Genomic DNA, 21,344 nt, shown 5'->3' on the forward strand with positions numbered 1-21,344 from the left:
TTAATTTAATACGGTTTTGTATTTATTTAAGAAAAATAATAACCTATTGTTTAATTTTAATGAAAAATTTTAATGTTAAAAGCTGGTAATGATTCTGTTAATTCCTTCTTCTAAAATTTCCTGTGAGGTGGAAAAACAAATTCTGATATGTCCTTCTGCTCCTTTTCCGAACCATCTCTCGGATCCGGGAACAATGGCAACCTTCCCCTGTTTTAAAACATGTTGAGCAAACTGATCGCTGGACATTCCGTTTTCAATCTTTGGAAACAGCACAAAAGTAGCTTCAGGCAGATTAGGGGTTACAATTTCTGAACGGCTTAAGAGTTTAAATGCAAGATCTCTGTTGCTCTGTAAGTGAGTCAGGAATTTCCTGTACCAAGGTTTTGCTTTCTCCAAAGCTACGCTTCCGGCAATCTGGGATAAAGTAGAAACGCCTTCTATTGTTGAATTGAAATTGGATTTTTCTGTAAAATCTTCAAGAATATCCTGATCATTACACAATACTGCCCCGATTCTCAGCCCAGCAATTCCAAATGATTTTGAAAATCCATACACGGTAAAGCTTTTTCTCTTTGCCTTCTCAGAAACGGAAGAATAGGTATGAAAGTCTTTGCTGTCATAAATAATATCACTCCAGATTTCATCACTCATTACCCAAAGATCATGAGCTGCAGCAATTTCTGCTATTTTTATTAAAACTTCTTTAGAATAAACCTTTCCCAGAGGATTATGTGGATTGCAGATGCTGATAAGTTTGGTTTTGGGATTGATTAAAGAAACCAGTTTTTCAAAATCAATGTCTCCCGTTGTGGTATCTACAGGACAAAGCATTACTTTTCCACCCGCTGTTTCCACTGATTTTTTGAAGAGAAAATCTACAGGATCGAGAATAATGGCTTCATCTCCGGAGTTCAAAACATAAGAGGCTATCAGGAACATACCCTGAGCGGCACTATTGACGGCCAGAACATTTTCAGGAGAAAAGCTTCCGTGTTTTTCTTTATTAAAATGATCCGCAACACTTTTTTTGAATTCCGGAAGACCGGAAAATGGTCCGTAACTTAGATAGCCGTCTTTCAGGTATTCAATAATTCCCTGTTCTATTTCAGGAGCTGTCCTGAAGTCCGGATCTGCGGCGGTAAGTGGAATAATTCCCTCTTCCAGTGTTGCCCATCTTCCGTTGTAGGCTTTTCTTTTCAAGGCTTCAAAGTTGATATCGTTATTGGTGAACATAGTTATTTATAAGATATGGGTAAAATATTTTCTGATTGTTGATTGAGCGGCAGTAGGAACTGATTGAGCAATGTTCTTCCGTTGTTGATATGAACCTCAATTTCAGGCTTCCTTTTTGCTTCGTATTTTCTGAAGGCCTCTGTTGTATTTTCCTCTTCAACTAAGTATTTCGTTAATAGAGAAGAGTCTTTTAACGCAGAGGTTACTCCCTGGCTTGTAAATGGAATCAATGGGTGAGCTGCATCTCCAATGAATACAGTGTTTTCTTTATAAAAAGGATTTAGTTTTTCAAGTTCATACACACGCCACAAATGTACGTTCTTATAGTCCGATTTCTGTATGATTGATGGGACTAAAGGATGCCAGCTTTCAAATACTTCAAGCATATATTTCCTTAGATTCTCTGCTGAACACTCGTTGATCATATATTTTTCATTATCAAACTGTGAATACCAAAGAATGGTGTTATCGGTAAGTTTAAGAATCCCAAAAGTCAACCCGCCTTCTTCATGATGGAATTTTATAAAATCATTTTCAACAGAATCCGCAATTTCCTTATCCTGAATGATATTGACTACTTCACTTTCCCTTACCAGTTTCATGGTTTCATCTTTAAAAATACTGCTTCTGATACGACTTTTAGAACCATCGGAAATAATAATGATGTCTTCATCAATATCCCTTCTGTCCGAAAGTTTCATTTTTCCCTTCTGTTGATCATCCGGGATGATGGTTTGTTCGTAGGTTATTTTTTCAGGAGATATATTTTGAGTCAGGAGATCAATTAATGCATGTCTTGAAATGGCAAAAACATGGTTAAGTTCCTTTTCTGCCAGTACTTTTCCTGTATGGGTGTACTGTATGTATTTTTTCAAAAAATTTCCATGCTTAAGAAGAAGATTAGGATCTATTATCTGATAAAGGTATTCCATCCCTTCCTGTGGGATTAGAAAGCCATGACCTGCCAGATCTTTCTTTTTTCTTCTTTCGTAAATGTGATAATCAATCTTGTGCTTTTCTAAGTAATTCGCCATGCTTAAACCGGAAATACCGGCACCCACGACAGCAATTTTCTTCATTTTCGGAATAACGGATTTTTCAGGTTGGGTCTCAAGTATTTTTATATCTGTTCCATCAGATGGATACAAAATTAAAATTAAAAACCTTCACTATTCCAAAAAATTAATTTGATTTGGTTTTCTGAAAAATAAAAGAAAAAGATTATTCATTATATGCGATAAAGAAACCTTTTGCCTTTTAATATAAAAAAACCGGAAAAAAATTCCGGTTTTATGATTAAGCTTTTTCAAGCTGAACTGTAAAGTGTCTTAAGATTTCCGGTTCCCAGGTAATCTTGTATCCTTTTGCTATTTCGTCACGTCTTTCATAGACGTTCTTAATAGCAGCAGCGATATAATCCATATGGTTGTTGGTATAGGTTCTTCTAGGAATTGCCAGACGTACCAATTCTAATTTTGGATAACGGTTTTCTCTTGTTGCAGGATCTCTGTCAGCCAATAGTGTTCCTATTTCTACAGTTCTGATCCCTGCTTCTTTATAAATTTCAAGACCTAATGTCTGTGCCGGATATTCTTCACGGGAAACATTCGGAAGGAAGTTTAAAGAATCAATGAATACAGCGTGTCCTCCGATTGGTTTTTGAACGGGAATTCCATATTCAATCAGTTTATTCCCCAGATATTCAACCTGAGAAATTCTGCTTTCAAGATAAGCAAACTCAGTAGCTTCATCAAGACCTACAGCTAATGCAGCCATATCTCTTCCAGCCATTCCTCCGTAGGTAATAAAACCTTCGTAAATGATGGTGAAGTTGGATGCTTTTCTGAATACTTCTTCATTATTCAAAGCGATGAATCCACCGATATTTACTAAACCATCTTTTTTAGAGCTCATTGTCATCCCATCTCCATAAGAGAAAATTTCCTTACAGATTTCTTTGATGCTTCTGTTTTCCTGTCCTGCTTCTCTTTTTTTGATGAAGTAAGCATTCTCAGCAAATCGCGCTGAATCAAAGAATACGGGGATTCCATATTGGTCAGAAAGTGCTTTTACAGCCTTCATGTTTTCTAATGATACAGGCTGTCCTCCTGAAGAGTTACATGTAATGGTAATTAAGCAGAAAGGGATATTTTCTTTTGGGTGACTTTTATAAACTTCTTCAAGCTTCTCAAGGTTGATATTTCCTTTGAAAGGGTGAAGATCATTAATATCAAAAGCTTCATCAATAGTACAGTCGATGGCGTGTGCCTTTCTGATCTCGATATGTCCTTTTGTTGTGTCAAAATGAGAGTTCCCTGGAACTACATCACCTTCTTTTACCAATACTGAGAAAAGAACGTTTTCTGCAGCTCTTCCCTGGTGAGTTGGTAATAAGTATTTGAATCCTGTAATGTTCTCTACAGTTTTCTGTAATTGCTCAAAAGAGCGGGATCCTGCGTAGCTTTCATCTCCGGTCATCAAAGCAGACCATTGTCTATCAGACATTGCTCCAGTTCCTGAATCGGTAAGCAGGTCAATATAAACATGTGAAGATCTTAAATTGAAAAGGTTATAATTAGCTTCTTTAAGCCATTGTTCTCTTTCTTCTCTGGTAGATTGGTAGATTTCCTCCACCATTTTGATGCGGAATGGTTCCGCGTACGGTAAATTCATGAGTTAAATTATGTTTTAAATTGTTTGTAAAGAAAATGTGTTTGAAAATAATTTTCAAAATTCATCAATGTATACATAAGGCTTTGGAAGTATTATTCCGGAGCTTTAAATATATTTTCATCAGAATGGAATCCGGCTACACCGCCGCTCACTGCAAACTTCATTGCAGAAGCAGCTGTCATTCCCACTACAGGTTTGATGTTTTTTTCTTCAGTAACAATTACCCAGCCCGAGATGGCGTACGAGTGGGGAAGATATACCGCAACGTAATTATGCTTGTCAACGTCCGACATTTCTTTTTGAGTTAAAAAACCGATTCTCCAGATCTCTGGATTTTGATTGGTTTTTACCCATACAGGATCGTTGAATTTTTTCTTATCACCTACAAATGAAGACATTACGTCTTTCGTAGGAGTGTAAATATGTTTTACTCCCGGAGTTTTCTCCAGTAAGCTGTCCATCGTATCGAAAAAGAACCTTCCGACCACGAATTTATTTCCCAAATACCCTAAAATAGCTGTAAATAAAATAATTGATACAAAAACAAGCCCTGGAATCTGCTTTGCAAGAGACGGAACAAGATTGTCTATTGCACTTACAATATACCAGATTACAAAAATGGTAAGCCCGATAGGACCAATAATAACCAGCCCCTGAAAAAAGTTCTTCAGGAATAGATTGGCAATATTTTCAAAGCTTGGCTTCTTCAATGTGTATTCTTTACTGTTTCTATTTTAACCGTGAATGGTTTCTTTGTTTCCGTAGGATTTAATGATGCTGGCTTCGTATTCCAGCCATTCTTCCCAACGTTTATTTACTTTTTCAGGATTTCCAAGCTGTCTTGCAAATCCAATGAATGTAGTATAATGGTTGGCTTCAGAAATCATGAGTTCTTTGTAGAAGACTTTAAGTTCTTCGTCTTTGATGTTTTCGGTAAGAACTTTGAATCTTTCACAGCTTCTAGCCTCAATCATAGCTGCAAAAAGCATCTTATCTACGATGAGGTCTTCTCTTGTTCCCTGAACGATAAATTTCGCCAGTTCATTCACATAATCATCTTTTCTTGCTCTTCCAAAGGTATGTCCTCTTTTTTTAATGATCTCATGCACCTGATTGAAATGATCCAGTTCCTCCTGTGCAATGGCAAGGAGTTCTGTCACAATCTCAGGATATTCCGGAAGCATTGTAATCAGGCCTATGGCATTGGTGGCTGCTTTTTGCTCACACCAGGCATGATCTGTTAAAATTTCTCCGATGTTTCCTTCTGCAATATTTGCCCACCTTGGATCGGTAGGTAGTTTCAACTTAAACATGTTGTAAAATTTCTGTAAATTTAAACAAATTGAGGTAAGAAATGTGACTTTATTTCAATTTGAACGTTAAAGTCTTAAGAGGCGGTCTTTCTTCTTAGGAATTCCAAAATATTCCAACCCCAGCTATCTACTTTTTTTAATCCGGCAGAGATCATGAAGGCTAATATGATATTAATACCATAAATAATGATCATTAAAATCCACCAAGGCATATTTTCTTTTAACGGAACAACCAGAAAATACACCAATGAAGAACTTATTCCCTGTGCAAAATAGAAGAAAATAGCATTCTTTCCGATGTGGGTAATGAAATTCTCTTTTGTGATCTTTAATCGGTTATAAAGAACAAATAATGTTACCAGAGAGAATAATGTCCAGATGATATAAGGGATTTTTGGAGGGAATTTGTTTTTATTGATCTTATAGAAAATTTCTCCTCCATAATACCAGAACATCCATACAAGAGCGATTCCTACTAGTGTATATAATATAGGGATTGCTTTTGCGGGGATTTTTTTTCCTCGCATTGTATGACCAATTAAAAATACAGCGAGATAAAAGGCGACGTATCCTACTTGTCCTGTTGGATAATATTCCGGGAAGATGTTGAATAATAAAGTTAAGCCAATGCAAAGTCCGATGAACCAATTGATATGTCTCGGAAAGAACCTTAAGATAAGGACTCCAAAAACCGTTAGAACATAATACACTTTAAGATACCAGAAGCTACCCATCACCACAGGAAAAGTATCAGCATTAGTATATTGATGCAGATACCAGTTGCCAAGATTTTCCCATTGAGGAATTGTTGAAATGCTGGTTGTAGAATATTTAGATCCAAATGTGGAATAAAAGCTTTGAAGCCATTCCATCGAAAAGAAACTCAGTCCAAAAACTTTAAAGAAATAATCTAAAAAGAACAGGAAAGTCACAAATATCATATAGGTAATCTGCAGTTTCAGCAGTCGGTACAATGTTTTTTCAATATTGGCTCCGGAAGTAATCCCACTTAGAGCATAAAAAAGAGCCACGTCAAAAACAAGCGAAAAGACTCTTACTTCTGTAGGAATATAAAACTGTCCAGACCAGAAAGCAGTATGGATAAATATGATAGAAAGTGTTGCCAGCCCTTTGGCGAAATCAATATAGAGATCTCTGTTCATTATAGATTATTGGAAGTTTTTTATTTTTTCAAAAATACAAACAAATTGATTTTATAGAACATAAAAAGCTTTTAAAAGCAAAAAAAGGGGCGGAACATACTGCCCGCCTCCTTTCTTAAATATGCTAAAAATGAATGTTCTCGTTTATTGAAGATGTTTAAATTCTTCTGCAGAAATTTCTCCAGACTGAATTTTTCTCAGCTCATCTATATATTGACTCATGTATGCATCAATTTCAGGATTCACTGTATTCTTAGCCATCTTATAAGTTCCGTTTAATACTCCCTGATAATAATAGAAGAAGTTATAATCGAAATTAGAAGCATTAAGATCATACTGTCCCAAAAGGAATCCTAAACGAACTGCTGATCTTCTTTGTGCAGGAGTTCCGTGGTGTCCCGGATTGGTGGTCTGATAATCCCCGATGCTTTGCGCAAACTCGTAAGCTGCTGCAATTTCAGGAAAGCTGGTTTTATTATAACCATTAGGTCTTCTCAGGTAGTATCCTGCAAAACCGTCTGCTTCAAGCTCGTTGGGTCTTGCTGTGTTTTCACTTACTGAAGGAAGTCCAAAGATATACTGCAGCTGATGTCCGTACTCGTGAGCAAGGATCATTGCATTAACAATATCGCCTCCTTTTGATTTTGCGTCATAATAGATGGCATATCCATAATAAATCTTTCCGGTAGAATAGGAAATCGCATTGTACGTTGAATTGAAATTGGATGCATCATTTACAAATCGCAGCGTAGGATTGCTTCTTCCCCATAGACTTGCAATTTTAGTCATCTGACTGTTCATAAAATTGGTGTCTGTGGAATTCTGAAGTCCGGTTAGTAAAACTGAATTCGCGCTCCAGTTATTATCTACATAAGAGCAGATTTTTTCCAGATCTCCCGGCTGATCAATTTTTGCACTAAGTTCTTGTTGCTGAGGTTGAACACTGTTGTCCATTTGGTCATCACTACATGCTGTCAATGAAGTTACAGCAATGGCGCCTGCTAGTAAGCAGAGATTAAAGTTTCTTTTCATATATAAATTCAATTTGGTAAAACGAAGGTATGAAATTATCTCTTAAGTGTGAGTACATTATTAAAAAAAATTATTCAAAACATAGTGAATAGGATTTATATTAAAAAAACATTGCTTTGATTGTAAGCTATTTAGAAAATTATATGTATATTTGCACCTCGAAATAACTAAAAATTTATAAACAATGTTTGCAATTGTAGAAATAGCAGGGCTTCAATACAAAGTTGAGCAAGACCAGAAGTTGTTTGTAAACCGTTTAAAAGGAGATAAAGGAGGAAAAGTTTCTTTCGATAAAGTTCTTCTTACTGTAAACGGTGCAATCACTGTAGGCGCCCCAGCTGTAAACGGAATCACTGTAGAAGCAGAGATCCTTGACCACGTTAAAGCTGATAAAGTAATCGTTTTCAAAAAGAAAAGAAGAAAAGGTTACAAAGTGAAAAACGGTCACAGACAATCTTTAACTCAAATCGTAATCACTGGTATTACTGGTTTTGAAGGTGGAGCTAAAAAAGCTGCTGCTAAAAAAGAAACTGTGAAAGGTGAAGTTCTTTCTGACAACGCAACTGTTAACTTTGGTGAAGATCACGAATTGAACTATCACTTAAAGAAAAACAACTTGTCTCAGTCTAAAGAGAACAGAGAAACTTTAATTACTTTAGGTAAAGCAGTTAAAGTGGAATTAGAAAAGAATATTCTTACTCATGAAGAAGTAGATGCTGCTATCATTAAGAATATCGATCAATTTAAAGCACTTAATAAATAATCCAGTAATAAAATGGCACACAAGAAAGGAGTCGGTAGTTCCAAGAACGGTAGAGAGTCTCACTCTAAAAGATTAGGTGTGAAGATTTTCGGAGGACAAGCAGCTATTGCCGGAAATATTATTGTTAGACAAAGAGGTACTCAGCACCACCCAGGTGATAACGTGGGAATCGGTAAAGATCACACTTTGTTTGCATTAGTAGATGGTAAAGTAGTTTTCAGAAAGAAAGCAAACAACAGATCTTTTGTATCTGTAGAACCAAACGCATAATTTTTAAGCGTTTTATAAAAATTAAATCCTCAGCATTTGCTGAGGATTTTTTTTGTTCTTACAATTATAATAATGTTTTAATATATTCAAATGTTTGTGAAATATTTTTATATTTGTTAACTATTCAATTATGAATTAGTTGCAAGAGCCGAAAAGCATAAAGAGTAGGCAAACAATAAAACAAATATCCATGAAAAATTTAAAAAAATTGACCAAAAAGAATTTAAAAGAACTAACCGGAGGAGTAGCGGCAGTTTGTCCTTCTATGTTTCAGTCCTGTGATGAATGGTGCAGATGGTCGCCTTGGCAAAAATCACACTGTATGCTTTCTCAGCCATGTACAGAATGCTTTGAATAATATTAAATAGAATCCTCTTTAAGGCTTTGGAAAGCTGAGCCCAATTTTAAGGTTCAGCTTTTTTATTTTAAGTTAAAAAGTCTAAATAATATCCTTTGGTGGTGAAATAATTATATATTTGTTCACAATCAAATAAAAATCATTGCGGCAGCCGAAAAGCAGAGAGAGTAGGCAACAAATAAAAACTAAATATAATCATGAAAAATTTAAGAAAATTAACGAAAAAAAATCTGAAGAGTATTAAGGGAGGTTCCGTATGGTGTCCACCAAAGCCTATTACATCATGTAGTACATGGTGTGGATTGACAAAGGAGCAGAAAATGCGTTGCCTGCTTGATGTAGAAGAGCCATGCGAGTGCTTTTAATCATCATCTCTGACTTTTTATAGAGCTAAAATAAAAATTCGGCGGCTTCAAAGAAGCCGCCGAACCTGTTTATATAATGTTTCTGTTTTAGAATCCTACCTGGAATCCTGCTTTGACACCGAATTTTGAAATATCCGGTCTGTCAAGATAATTTCCTCTCCAGTTGAAATCTACTCTGAAAATTCTAAGGTTTCCGATTCCTATATTTTCAATTCCGAATCCGTATTCGTAATAGATATGCTCGCTGGGTGCAGAATATTTAAAGCCTTCTACATTGATTGCCTTGGAAGCATCGCTTAATGTTCCGTAAGCTCCTCTGATAAATGCAACTTCTCTAAGTTTCAGTTTTTTAATCAATGGAATGTAAGAAAGGATCTTACCGTTAAAATGATGTTCCAGCTGAAGAGTGGTATAAGCATCAGTCACAAACTCATAATAGTTAAGCTGAGAGAATGTATTTGGAACCAGACCATATGAAAGGTTGGCAGGAATGATATTCTGTAATGCTAAAGGAACTGTATTAAAGTTCTTTCCTGCCTCAAAATTCACGACCAGTTTTCCCATGCTTCCAATTAAAAACGGCTTATAAAGCATGAATTGAAGCTTGTCATAGTTGAAGTCGGCATTGAATAATCCTTCAATACCTCTGGTATATCTTAAAACAATAGTTGGTGCAAGATTTCTTGCCTGGTAGCGGTCAATACCTGTTTGTGAAAACTTGGCTCCGGGTTTTGCAATTAAACTGATGGTAACATGTGAGTCATTCACTGTTTGTCTCAATTGTCCGTCTTTGTGATACATCAGATTGAACTTCTCCGGAATAGCAGACTTGATGCTTTGCATTACTCCATCTACTCTTATCTGAAAGTTTTTCCAGGGTTCAATAGCTGCAAAAACACTTGTTTTATTTACCGAACTTAAAGAAATGTTTTCTCCTCTTGCAAAAAAGGTACTGGAAGATGAAGATTGCGGGGTGACACCATCACCGGATGTAAGCTGTCCTCCAAGCTGAACAATATCTCTGCTGGTTCCTGCTCCAATCATAAAGCGGTTAAGCTTATTGAACATATATCTTGCCTCAACGCCATATTTAAATTGTTGATCTTTGAACCCGTAAGCTGTATAAAACTGCGCTCTCCAGGTATCATTCAATCCAAAATAGGTTCTTGCTCCCAATCGTATTCTGTCTCCTTCCACTTCATTTCTTCCATAAATAGAAAAAATAGGACCAATATCTATTCCTTTAAAGGCATTATAATATCGTGAACCCAGGGTTTCAAACAGTTTTACCATTCGGTTGAATTTTGGGGTCTGCTGAAGCTGATCAAGCATGTTGTAAACCCCCTGCTCAGCTTTAGATAAAGTGTCAGGTCTGGCTTTGGTCCAGTATGCATCGTCTTTATTGGTAAACTTATCTTCATATTCCTCTTCTGTGCGCTTGAATACTTTTGGATCAAGAGGTTTATTAAACTCATATTCGGAATAATCTACTGATCTTTTGGCTATAATACTTTTGGCTCCTTTCTTTTTTGAAAAAGGGCTCATTTCAAATTCAGTAATCAGTTTTTTAGGAAGAAAAGTTGTTTCATCAGGGTTATCATACTCAACTTGTGTATAGACGCTGTTAACAAAGTTTACATTGATTTTCTGGGTTGATTTTAATGTTGCGCCTAAAACGGCATACGTATCTGTATCTATATAAAGGTTTCCCTGAAAGGCAAGGATATCTTTTCTCTTAGGCTGATATCTGATCTGAAAGGCCTTCTCACCACGAATAGTAATGGTATCCATAAGGCTGTAGTCATAAGTACTGAACCCATCTGTTCCCACCGGACTCTGGAATCCGATATCGAAATAGTTCAAAGTATTATCGTAGATATTGATGTCACGATAGAGGTTTTTTGCTGAAACAGTAATTACCTGATTATCCTGGAAACCTGATGTTTTTTGAGCAATTAAAGTTCTTTTGCTGTCTTTATCGGGTCTGTTTTTACCAAAATTTTCATACACGGCTTCATTCAAAAAGATGGGAAGGCCTAGTCTTCCGCTGGCTGTAGAATCAGCGTAATCGAAAATGAAATCCAGTTTATTGAAAATCTTTTTCTTCATGAATGCACTGTCCAGGTTGTTCAGATCAAATTGAGTCTTTTCGTATTCTTTAAAGGAATAAGTGTCAAATTTTTCTAACCCGTTATTTCTTTTTTGTGCCCATACTTTTTGCATGATGGCATAAGCAGGGTTTTCTTTTTTATTCTTGTATTTGGTCTTACCGCTTTGAAGGACAATTTCCTGAATGTCACTTACTTTAGCCTGGGAAAGCTGTACAAAGATGTTTTCAGCATTTTCGGGGGTAATATCAAGTGTTTCTGTAGTATAGCTTTTTCTGGAAAATTTTAACTGATGAATGATGCTGTCTGACTGAATAGCAAAGCTGCCTGAAGTGGTCGTCAGGAAAGGTGTTTTCTCGTTGTTGATAAAAATATCAACTTTACTGAGCTCTTTATTGCTTTTTTCGTCAACAATCCTGCCGCTGACACGGTTTTGAGCACATACGGAACTGGAGAGTATCAGGAAAAAAAATAAAAGATAGTGTTTTTGGGAGTTATTGTTTAACATCATTCGTTTCTTCAGGCAATTAGCATAAACAAAAAGTATGCAGTTTATTAAAAAAATAGGTAAAAAAATAAAATATTTTTATTCTACTCTATAAAACGGCAAATGTAGCGAAAATTATATATGTGTTGATGAAAATTAAAGCGGAAATTTTAATGCTTATTGAATAAGAATCAGAGGATTAATAGCAGGTAAAAAGTCTTTGGATTTATAAGTTATCTGGCTGCGATTTATAAACAAAAAAAGACTTACATTTCTGTAAGTCTTTTGCTCCTCCTGCTGGGCTCGAACCAGCGACCCTCTGATTAACAGTCAGATGCTCTAACCAACTGAGCTAAGGAGGAATGTCCTTTGTTTTAGGTGGTGCAAATATAATATGAATATCCGTACCAAGCAAGTTTTATCGTGTATTCTGAATGGTTTTTAACTAAATGTATTGAAATTCAATAAGAAATATTTTGTTTTTTTTGAATTGATTCCGGAAATAGTCTTAGAAATACAGACGTCAAAATGGGTTAATGAGAATGGCAACTTGTGTATTCAAGGTTTTTAGCCTCAATCTGGTTCTGAAATAACGGTTATTTTTGCCGTTATTTCAGAACCAGATATATTTGTCGATGTTTGTACAGGACTATCCTTATTTTTTCAAATCCTTAAGTATTTCCTGAACAGCCCGTTCCAACTGAGGATCGTTGTCCTGAAGACGGTCCATAAAGGTATTTTTTACGTAGATGTCAGGTTTTACACCTGTCTTTTCAAGATTTTGTCCATCCAAAGTATAAGTTCCCCATGACGGCAGTCTATAAGAAGACCCGTCTACCAAACCTTTGGCTGAAGTGAAAATAATCCAGCGATAGGTATCCTGACCAATAATTTTACCTAGCTTCAGGGCTTTAAATCCGGCTGCAGTCATCTCGGCATCACTTAATGAAGCTTCATTAATCAGAAGAACAATAGGTTTTCCGGAAGGAGCAAAGTTAGGCTGTGTTGTCATTTTTCCTTCACGATATTTCCATTGTAAATAAGGTTTCTGAGAAAGGAAATTTAGCACCTTATCATGAACATTTCCACCTGTATTATAACGAAGATCAAGAATAACAGCATCCTTTCTGTTTTCCTGTTCTACCATATCCAGAAGGAAACGGTCCAGCTCGTCCGTAGACATATTTTTCATGCACGAATAAGCAATACGGTTGTTGCTAAGCTTATCAACACGCTGGTGATTGTTATAAATCCAGTCATCGTAAAGCAGTGCTTTTAGTTCTCCATTTGAAATAGGGTGTACCTTAGTGGTTATATTTTTACCATCACGGTTGAAAGTAAGAACAAGTTCATCCTGCTTTTTAGGGCTTGTAAAATACGTTTCGCGGTTTTCATTCGGGTCAATCTTTTTTCCGTTGACAGAAATCAATTGATCTCCGGGTTTAATATCAACTCCTGAGCGGTAAGCCGGAGATTTTCTTACAATACTTTCTACAGTGTAAGGTTGATCTTTTTTGAAGATAATTCCAGTCTCGTTGGTGAAATAGTTCAGGAACATTGCTTCTTCTTTTCCTGTTGAAGAAAACCCTGTGTGTGAAGAATTAAGCTCTCCTAAAAGATCATTTAATAAAATCCTCAGATCATTTCTGTTATGTACATACGGAAGATATTTGGCATATTGTTCCTTCTTTGCTTTCCAGTCAATACCGTGGAACTTTTCATCATAGAAGTTCTCTTCCACACCAGTCCATGCTTCAGCATACATCTGAGTGAATTCTGATGCCAGATCTTTATCAAAGCTATATTGAATATTTATTTTCTCAGGTTTTAATGCTGCAATAGTTGTTTTATAAATATTGCCTTCTATCAGTGCAAATAAGTTTTTTTCGTTTTTAGTAAGGTAATACGCTGCCTTATCGAAAACTTTTTCGGATTTGGCCGGTTCAAAATCTGTAAATACTTTTTTGAACAGCTGTCTTTTTCCATTATCCTGATTAGAGTTGAATAACAGAATTTCTTTTTTGTCATCAGAGAAAACCGCAGGATCGTCCTGATATCCGTATCGGTCGGTAACCAATTCGATTCTGTCCAGAGTATCTTCAGGATTTACTTTTAATTCTTTGATTACCGGTTCTTTTTCTTCCTTTTTCTCTTTGTCCTTGTCGTCTTCTTTTTTGTTCTTCTTGTCTTTATCTTTATCAGAAGACTTTGTTTCCTTCTTTTCTTCTGTGAAGAGATTGTCGAATTTTTCAGATTTAAAAGGTTCGTCAAACCAGTCTAAAGCCATACGGTAAATGTTTGACTTCTGCATACCTAAAGGATAAGACGGGTTGGTTCTGTCGCTGGCGAAATAAATATACCTGCCATTTGGTGACCATACAGGATCTTCTTCGGAAACACCGGTATTGGTAAGATTTAAGGTTTGTCCTTTTTTGATGTTATAGATGAAGATATCCAGTTCAAAGTTTCTTTTCGCAGAAAACAGGACGTATTCATTATTTGGCGAGAAAGAAGGCCTTGAGTTTTGAAAAGCCCATATTTCATCCTTTACAATGATTGTAGATTTGAAACTTTTTAAATCCAATAATCTTACTTCATCGCGGCCGCTTAAATAAACTGCTTTTGAAAGATCACTGTTGAATGTTATATTTCGGTTATTACGTAAATCTTCCGTTAATTGCTTTGACTGGCCTTTTCCGTCTGCGGGAATAGTAAACCAGTTTTGGTATCCGTTGTAGGTCTGGCTGTAAAGCAGGGTACGGTTGTCTTTCAGCCATTTTACTTCCATAGCACGTTCTTTTCCGTCAGAAACCTGTTGTGCAAATTTCCCTTCAATATCAGATACAAATACAACACCACGGCTTATAAAGGCCATTTTTTTACCATCCGGAGATACATCATAATAGGAAATATTATTTTCCACATTGAAATTTTGTTCTTTTTCCAGTGTTTTATTGGTGTTCAGGCTGACATTCAGAGGTTTTGTATTTTTTGAAGCAATGTCGTAAATATAAAGCTGATAATCTTTTTCAAAAATGACTTTAGATCCATCTGCAGAAACCGAAGGTTTTTTAATGGAAGTATCAAATTGAGTTAAAGAAGTCTTTTGACCGTTTTCGAGTTTATAAAGATTGTATTCCCCATTATTCTCATCGGAAATAAAATAAATAATACCGTTTTTATCTACACTTGGGTTGAAATCTTTTCCTTCATAGTTAGTGTACTGTTTGAAAGAATTGCTTTTTGGGTTGTATCCTAAAATATCAGGATTGTTTTCTCCTTTATAGCGCTTACGCTGTACCTGATGAGCGCTTTCAGAAGAACTTGTGAAAAGGTATTCTCCGGCAGGTGTTTCTACGAGTCCATTGGTATTGTTAAAATAATTGTTGAATAGCTTTTGTGGTGTTTTTCCCTCGATTGTAGTTTTAAAACTGCCAAAATTATTATTTCTGCCGGAAGTAAAATAAATAGTTTTGCTGTCCCATGACCAACTTTCCATTTCGTCTCTTCCGGTGTGGAAGGTTAACTGCTTGATGGTTCCTCCTTCAGCAGGCATCACATACACATCATAATTTCCATATTGATTAGAACTGAATGCAAGCCATTTTCCATCCGGTGAAAGGCGGGGATTGATTTCTTCTCCGTCCAGAGCAGTAATCCTTGAAGCGTTTCCACCATTGGAGTCTACTTTCCAGATGTCTCCATCATAAGAGAAATAAGCTGTTTTGCCATCAGGGCTCAATGAAGGGCTTGATAGGAAATAAGACTTGTCCTGTGCTGAAATCCCTATAATAGAAAATGCTGTTAATAACGAAATAATAGTTTTCTTCATGGTATAATTGGGTATTGATGCAATAATTTTAATTTTATTGATGTTTGTCTTTGTAGAGAAATATTCATTTGCTGAGAGTTTTCTCAATCCGGATTACTCTAAAATAAGAATAGTCGGATTATTATGGAAATCGTTACATGAAAATGCCTGAAAGAGTGGATGATGTTCGGTAAAAACGGGTAGATGCTTCATGAAAAACTTAAGAAAGGTTATAAAATTTATCTTTTTTAAGTTATAGTTGTGTGGCTATTTAGATATAAGCACAAAAAAAGACTTACAGAAATGTAAGTCTTTTTGCTCCTCCTGCTGGGCTCGAACCAGCGACCCTCTGATTAACAGTCAGATGCTCTAACCAACTGAGCTAAGGAGGAATGTCCTTTGTTTTAAGTGGTGCAAATATAGGACGAATATTTATACCCTACAAATATTTTTGTGAAAAAATTTAAAAAAATTATAATTTTCCAGTAAATACCTTGAAGATATCGCTTCCAAAGATCAGTAACATCAAGCCTAACAGGAAGATAACTCCAATCATCTGCGCGTTTTCCAAAACCTTCTGAGGAACTGGTTTTCCTACAATAATTTCATATAATGTAAATAAAACGTGTCCGCCGTCAAGCCCCGGAATAGGAATAAGATTCAGGAATGCCAACCAAACGGAGAACATTGCTGTAAAGCTCCAGAAAGCAACCCAATTGATTTTAAAGCTTCCGTCTGCATCTTTATCTACAGGCATATTTTTTACAATTGCAATAGGACCTCCTACATTTTTATACCCCTGAACTTTAGAGTTGAACATGATTTTGAATTGCTTAACCTGAGTTGTTAATGCCTCAATCGTTCTTGTAAACCCTCTTGGAATAGCTTCTCCAAAAGAGTATTTTTTATTGGTTACGACACCTTTTGCAATGCTCTTTGTATCAATTGCGATCCCAAGTTTTCCGTTTTTGTCAACGGAAACAGCTGGTAAAGTCTGTAAAGCTCCGTTTCTTTCAACATCTACAGAAACTGTTTTTCCTTTGTTTTCCCCTAAAAGAGTGCTTACTTCATCAAAGAAAGCTGCTTTCTTACCATTGATTCCTACAATTTTATCTCCTTTTGCAAGACCTGATGCCTGAGAAGAAGGAGTTGCCAATGAATCAATCACCATAGAAACCCTTGGTGTAATGTATAGTTTTGCTTCTCTTTGTTTAAGAACATCTGCAACACCATCAGCATTCACCGGGAAAGTAACTTCCTGTCCGTTTCTGTTTACAGTAACATTATCTCCTAAAAGAATATTGATTGAAGTATTTTCAAGTCTTTCTGCAGGTTTCCCGTCTACGCTGATAATTTTGTCACCATTCTGGAAACCCATTTTCTTTCCTGCCGGAGTAGCTTCAATACCATTGTCGAATTTCGTGATATCTGTATAGGTTTCTCCGTTGAAGAATGATAAAGAGCTGTAGATTAGCCATGCAAGGAAAAAATTAACCGTAACTCCTCCCAACATAATAATAAGTCTCTGCCAAGCCGGTTTTGATCTGAATTCCCATGGTTCTGCCGGTTTTTTCATTTGGGCAGTATCCATACTTTCGTCCACCATTCCGGCAATTTTCACATATCCTCCGAAAGGAAGCCATCCAATTCCGTATTTGGTTTGTTCAGGGTGTTTTCTCCAGTCGTTTTCCGGAAGTTTTGATATATCGATAGGAACTTCTTCCTTCTTTCCGTTTACCTCTATTACTTCAGAATCCGGCAGGTTCTTTGATAAAAACTTATACTGCCATTTTCCGTTGATTTTCTTCATGGAGAATATGGAGAAGTAAGGATCAAAAAACAGAAAAAACTTCTCTGCTCTGGTCTTAAACCATATTGCCGGTAAAAAATGCCCAAGCTCATGAAGAAGCACAAGTATAGAGATGCTCAGAATGAACTGAAAAAGTTTGATTGCTATTTCCATTAATAAATTTTAGATTTTAATTTGCAAAGGTAACAATTATCAAAACTATGCCAAATAAAAAAGCTCCCCGAAACGAGAAGCTTTGTCATATTTAAAGACGATTTGATTATAAATTGAAAGAAACACCCAGACTGCCATTATTACCTACTTCTGCAAATACCCCTATTTTCTCGGTGAAGAAATAGCGGGCTCCAATGTGAGCGCCAACTCCGAAGTCTCTTCCAAGAACTCCAAGATCTACACCAGGGTAGATGTCCCATTTTGAGGGAAGGTTCAGTGCTTCCTGTAAATGAAAGTTCAGCCTTCCGAAAACAAAAACACGATTATCCTTATCGTTGTTTTTATAATTGTCAAAATAGCCGTTGATCCCGGCTCCTACTGAAATAAGTTTATTGAGACCATAGTCGTAAGTTCCCGTTACTCCGGTTCCATATCCCCAGGCACTCAGCCCCAGTTGTATTTTCTGATCTCCTTTTCCTGTCCAGGCCTGAGCATTAGCCATTGCTCCAAAAAAGAGGATCGTCACCATAAAAAACAATTTCTTCATAAATTTTAAATTTTTAAGGATAGTAATAAAAAATATCTCTATCAAAAATGAAACCGAAAGAATAAGAGTATTACAAAAAGAGAAGACTTTAATAAATTATTAAGAAATATAGCTTGGTTTTTGTGGGAAAAACGATTTTTTCAACGGTTTAATTCTCCTTTTGTAATCATAAAAGCTGTATTTTTATACATCAGATTTGTAATAATTAAAAAAGAATAAAAGATGAAAGTTGTAGGGCTTAATTTAGATATCATCTGGAAAAATAAAACTGAGAATTTTAGACTCATAGAAAACGAACTTCAGAATGTGGAAGCAGATCTGTTTCTTCTTCCGGAAATGTTTTCTACAGGTTTCTGTATGGATGCTTCTGAAGTATCAGACAGAAATAATGAATCACTTGAATTTTTAAAAAAGTTATCAAAAGAAAAGAATGCAGCCTTTTGTGGGAGTTCGCCGGTAGAACAAAACGGAGATTTTTACAACAGAATGTATTTCGTACAGCCTGATGGTGAAACATCTTTTTATGATAAAAGGCACTTGTTTTCTTTTTCTGGTGAAGATAAAGTGTATACACCTGGAAAAGACAGGGTAATTGTTGAATATAAGGGGATACGATTTCTACTTCAGGTATGTTATGATCTTCGTTTTCCGGTTTTTGCCAGAAACAATGACGATTATGATGCTATTTTATATGTGGCCAACTGGCCTGAAAAAAGAGTAGGAGCATGGGAACATTTGTTAAAAGCCAGAGCTATTGAAAATTTGTCTTTTGTATTTGGTTTAAACAGAATTGGAACCGATGGAAACAATTTGTTGTATCAGGAAAGTTCTCACGGCTTCTTTGCAGACGGAAAAGAAATCTCTGAAAAACGAGGGAATCTTGTGTCCGCAGAACTCAATATGGATGAATTGAAGGATTTCAGAACCCATTTTCAGTTTTTGAATGATAGAGATTCCTTTTCTATTGAATTTTAGGATTTTCCCACAGATTCCACAGATCTTCACAGGTTTTTAATTTCTATGTAAAGAAAAATAAGCATAATTATCTGTGGAAATCTGTGCGATCTGCGGGAATTATAAAAAGCAAAAACTGTGAAAAATCACAGTTTTAAGCATATTCTTGTAAAAGTTGTGTGAGGGTATTCACATCATGAACACCACTTTCCTTCCATAGCATTTCTCCTTTTTTGAAAATTGCAAGAGTAGGAACTCCACGTACTCCATATTGGGCAGCTAATGCAGGATATTGGTCTACATCTACCTTAATGATTCTGGCTCCTTCACCGATATTTTCTTTTACCGTATTTAATACTGAAGACTGTACCTTACAGGGCTGGCACCATGTAGCGAAAAAGTCAATCAGTACAGGTCTTTCAGAATCAATGATTTCCTGAAATTTTTGTGACATAGTTTTGGTTTTATTAGTTTGATTTTTTGTTTGTTTCGTCCTGGATTGCTTTTACATTCTTCCAGCTTGTACCATCATAAGCTTCCACTCCGTTTTTCTTCAGAATTTCCATAGCCTGATCTGCCTGAACTCCTTTATTGCAGAATACTACAACTTTTTTACCCTTCAGGGTTTCTATATTGCTTTGAATCTCCGCTAATGGAATGTTGATGGCATTTTTTGCCGTTCCGGCAGCATACTGTTCCGGAATTCTGACATCCACCAAAGTTACATCAGAACTGTTGACCACTTCTTTGATGTTGGCTTCGGGTGTGGCAGCTGTATGAGGTGTTTTACAGGCACTTAGCGTAAAAGTTAATGCTAAAACAAGTCCAAAAAACGGTAACTTCATGATCTTACAACGTTTTGGATTGGCATACAAAATCAGTAGTCGGTAATTTTTCCGTTTTTTTAATACCGTTAAAACCTCCTTCTATTTCAGTAAAGTTTCTGATTCCGTGTGAGTTAAGTATGCTTGCGGCAATCATGCTTCTATATCCGCCTGCACAGTGAAGGAAGAAGTGTTCCGAATCATCTATGGTGCGGGCCCAGTCACTGATAGTGTCTAATGGCTTATTGTAAGCATTGTCAATATGTTCTGCAGAATATTCAGTTAGTTTTCGTACATCAATTACTTTTGCATCTTCTGTAAACTGCTCAGCAAATTCAGCAGGGGTAATTCTTTTAATCTCATCAGTTTCCTTACCCGCATTTTTCCAGGCTTCAAAACTTCCCTTCAGATATCCTGCTACGTTATCAAAACCTACTCTGCTTAGTCTGGTAATTACTTCTTCTTCAGTTCCTTCATCTGTTACCAGTAATAGTGGATGTTTTACGTCTACGATAAGGTTTCCTACCCATGGGGCAAAATCACCTTTCAAGCCTATATTGATGGAGTTGGGAACAAATCCTTTATGGAAGTCTGCCGCTCCTCTTGTATCTAAAATTAATGCTCCGGTTTCTTCAGCCAATGCTTCAAAATCTTCAGGTGCTACAGGTTGTAAACCTTTGTTCATTACAACATCCAGACTTTCATATCCTCCTTTGTTTAATGTGACATTCATTCCGAAATATTTCGGAGGAGCTGTTAACCCATCAAGAACTTCTCTGATGAAAGAGGCTTTATCAGGTTGATTAAGCGCATAATTCGTTCTCTTTTGGTTTCCTAAAATGTCTACCGTTTCCTTCTGCATATTTTTTCCGCAGGCAGAACCAGCACCGTGAGCAGGATAAACCGTAATGCTGTCATCCAATGGCATAATCTTGTTCTGAAGACTGTCATACAGAATTCCCGCAAGGTCTTCCTGAGTAAGATTAGTTGCCTTCTGTGCAAGATCCGGTCTTCCGACATCCCCTAAAAACAGAGTGTCACCAGTAAAAATTGCAGTTTCAACACCATTTTCATCTATTAAAAGGTAAGTGCTGCTTTCCATTGTGTGTCCTGGAGTGTGCATTACCTTTATTTTTACTTTTCCGATCTCAAAAATCTGATTGTCTTCAGCAATGATTGCTTCAAATTCAGGAGCTGCGGTCGGTCCATATACAATTGGCGCTCCTGTTTTTTTGCTTAAATCCAAATGCCCGGATACAAAATCAGCATGGAAGTGAGTTTCAAAAATATATTTTAAAGTGACATTGTCTTTTTCCAGACGATCCAGGTAAGGTTTTACTTCTCTTAAAGGATCTATAATGACAGCTTCATTCTCTGATACAATATAATAGGCACCCTGAGCCAGACAGCCCGTATATATTTGTTCAATTTTCATTGGGGTCTTTTTTTAATGAGTTAAAGATACAAAGTATTAGATAAA

19 protein-coding genes and 2 tRNA genes are annotated in these 21,344 nt (G+C 36.3%); 5 read left to right on the forward strand and 16 right to left on the reverse strand.

Going from position 1 to position 21,344, the window contains the following annotated elements:
• Positions 1-75 precede the first annotated feature (75 nt).
• From FW780_RS19925 to FW780_RS19955, 7 genes are all read right to left on the reverse strand, one after another.
• The gene (locus tag FW780_RS19925; RefSeq protein WP_149835375.1) at positions 76-1,233 is read right to left on the reverse strand and encodes a pyridoxal phosphate-dependent aminotransferase; all 1,158 of its coding nucleotides are present in this window, start codon (positions 1,231-1,233) and stop codon (positions 76-78) included.
• A 2-nt stretch (positions 1,234-1,235) separates the two neighbouring features.
• Positions 1,236-2,312, reverse strand: coding sequence for an FAD-dependent monooxygenase (locus tag FW780_RS19930; protein WP_149835376.1), 1,077 nt, complete (start codon positions 2,310-2,312; stop codon positions 1,236-1,238).
• Between the two features lie 217 nt (positions 2,313-2,529).
• Complete coding sequence (locus tag FW780_RS19935) at positions 2,530-3,906, reverse strand: tryptophanase (RefSeq protein ID WP_149835377.1); 1,377 nt, start codon at positions 3,904-3,906, stop codon at positions 2,530-2,532.
• Between the two features lie 92 nt (positions 3,907-3,998).
• Positions 3,999-4,616 (reverse strand): DUF502 domain-containing protein, encoded by a 618-nt coding sequence (locus FW780_RS19940; RefSeq protein WP_047381900.1) that lies wholly within the window; start codon positions 4,614-4,616, stop codon positions 3,999-4,001.
• A 24-nt stretch (positions 4,617-4,640) separates the two neighbouring features.
• Positions 4,641-5,219, reverse strand: coding sequence for a tRNA-(ms[2]io[6]A)-hydroxylase (gene miaE / locus FW780_RS19945; RefSeq protein WP_149835378.1), 579 nt, complete (start codon positions 5,217-5,219; stop codon positions 4,641-4,643).
• 74 nt (positions 5,220-5,293) lie between these two features.
• Positions 5,294-6,382, reverse strand: a complete 1,089-nt coding sequence (locus FW780_RS19950; RefSeq protein WP_149835379.1) for an acyltransferase family protein — start codon at positions 6,380-6,382, stop codon at positions 5,294-5,296.
• A 144-nt stretch (positions 6,383-6,526) separates the two neighbouring features.
• Entirely contained in the window at positions 6,527-7,414 is an 888-nt protein-coding gene (locus FW780_RS19955) for a neutral zinc metallopeptidase (RefSeq protein ID WP_149835380.1), read from the reverse strand.
• Positions 7,415-7,598: 184 nt separating this feature from the next.
• Here FW780_RS19955 and rplU point away from each other — a divergent pair, with 184 nt between their 5' ends.
• The 4 genes from rplU (at position 7,599) to FW780_RS22545 (ending at position 9,170) form a co-directional block, all read left to right on the forward strand.
• Complete coding sequence (gene rplU / locus FW780_RS19960; RefSeq protein ID WP_076597840.1) at positions 7,599-8,177, forward strand: 50S ribosomal protein L21; 579 nt, start codon at positions 7,599-7,601, stop codon at positions 8,175-8,177.
• A 12-nt stretch (positions 8,178-8,189) separates the two neighbouring features.
• Positions 8,190-8,447 (forward strand): 50S ribosomal protein L27, encoded by a 258-nt coding sequence (rpmA, locus tag FW780_RS19965; RefSeq protein WP_027372929.1) that lies wholly within the window; start codon positions 8,190-8,192, stop codon positions 8,445-8,447.
• 190 nt (positions 8,448-8,637) lie between these two features.
• Positions 8,638-8,805: a bacteriocin-like protein gene (locus FW780_RS22540; RefSeq protein WP_167510766.1), complete on the forward strand. Its 168-nt coding sequence runs from the start codon at positions 8,638-8,640 to the stop codon at positions 8,803-8,805.
• Positions 8,806-9,002: 197 nt separating this feature from the next.
• A complete protein-coding gene (locus tag FW780_RS22545) occupies positions 9,003-9,170 on the forward strand; it encodes a bacteriocin-like protein (RefSeq protein ID WP_167510767.1) in 168 nt (55 codons plus the stop codon).
• A gap of 87 nt (positions 9,171-9,257) precedes the next feature.
• On the opposite strand, the gene FW780_RS19970 is transcribed toward FW780_RS22545, so the two are convergent.
• The 6 genes from FW780_RS19970 to FW780_RS19995 form a co-directional block, all read right to left on the reverse strand.
• Positions 9,258-11,789 carry a DUF5686 family protein gene (locus FW780_RS19970; RefSeq protein ID WP_241676953.1) on the reverse strand — a complete coding sequence of 844 codons (2,532 nt, stop codon included), beginning with the start codon at positions 11,787-11,789 and terminating at the stop codon, positions 9,258-9,260.
• 264 nt (positions 11,790-12,053) lie between these two features.
• A tRNA-Asn gene (locus FW780_RS19975) sits at positions 12,054-12,127 on the reverse strand.
• Positions 12,128-12,420: 293 nt separating this feature from the next.
• Positions 12,421-15,597 carry a S41 family peptidase gene (locus FW780_RS19980; protein ID WP_149835382.1) on the reverse strand — a complete coding sequence of 1,059 codons (3,177 nt, stop codon included), beginning with the start codon at positions 15,595-15,597 and terminating at the stop codon, positions 12,421-12,423.
• A gap of 297 nt (positions 15,598-15,894) precedes the next feature.
• A tRNA-Asn gene (locus tag FW780_RS19985) sits at positions 15,895-15,968 on the reverse strand.
• Positions 15,969-16,048: 80 nt separating this feature from the next.
• Positions 16,049-17,539 (reverse strand): RIP metalloprotease RseP, encoded by a 1,491-nt coding sequence (gene rseP, locus FW780_RS19990; protein ID WP_149835383.1) that lies wholly within the window; start codon positions 17,537-17,539, stop codon positions 16,049-16,051.
• 106 nt (positions 17,540-17,645) lie between these two features.
• Positions 17,646-18,086 (reverse strand): DUF6646 family protein, encoded by a 441-nt coding sequence (locus FW780_RS19995; protein ID WP_047424548.1) that lies wholly within the window; start codon positions 18,084-18,086, stop codon positions 17,646-17,648.
• Positions 18,087-18,308: 222 nt separating this feature from the next.
• Here FW780_RS19995 and FW780_RS20000 point away from each other — a divergent pair, with 222 nt between their 5' ends.
• A complete protein-coding gene (locus FW780_RS20000; protein ID WP_149835384.1) occupies positions 18,309-19,061 on the forward strand; it encodes a nitrilase-related carbon-nitrogen hydrolase in 753 nt (250 codons plus the stop codon).
• Between the two features lie 133 nt (positions 19,062-19,194).
• Here the strand turns inward: FW780_RS20000 and FW780_RS20005 are convergent, their stop codons facing one another.
• From FW780_RS20005 to FW780_RS20015, 3 genes are read right to left on the reverse strand one after another with little or no spacing between them, the layout of a single operon-like run.
• On the reverse strand, positions 19,195-19,494 hold the full coding sequence (locus FW780_RS20005; RefSeq protein ID WP_034692844.1) for a thioredoxin family protein: 300 nt from the start codon (positions 19,492-19,494) through the stop codon (positions 19,195-19,197).
• Positions 19,495-19,507: 13 nt separating this feature from the next.
• On the reverse strand, positions 19,508-19,885 hold the full coding sequence (locus FW780_RS20010; protein ID WP_149835385.1) for a rhodanese-like domain-containing protein: 378 nt from the start codon (positions 19,883-19,885) through the stop codon (positions 19,508-19,510).
• Positions 19,886-19,889: 4 nt separating this feature from the next.
• On the reverse strand, positions 19,890-21,299 hold the full coding sequence (locus FW780_RS20015) for an MBL fold metallo-hydrolase (protein WP_149835386.1): 1,410 nt from the start codon (positions 21,297-21,299) through the stop codon (positions 19,890-19,892).
• Positions 21,300-21,344: the final 45 nt, after the last annotated feature.

It is taken from the genome of Chryseobacterium sediminis (assembly GCF_008386505.1).
GTDB classification, from domain to species: Bacteria; Bacteroidota; Bacteroidia; order Flavobacteriales; family Weeksellaceae; genus Chryseobacterium; species Chryseobacterium sediminis.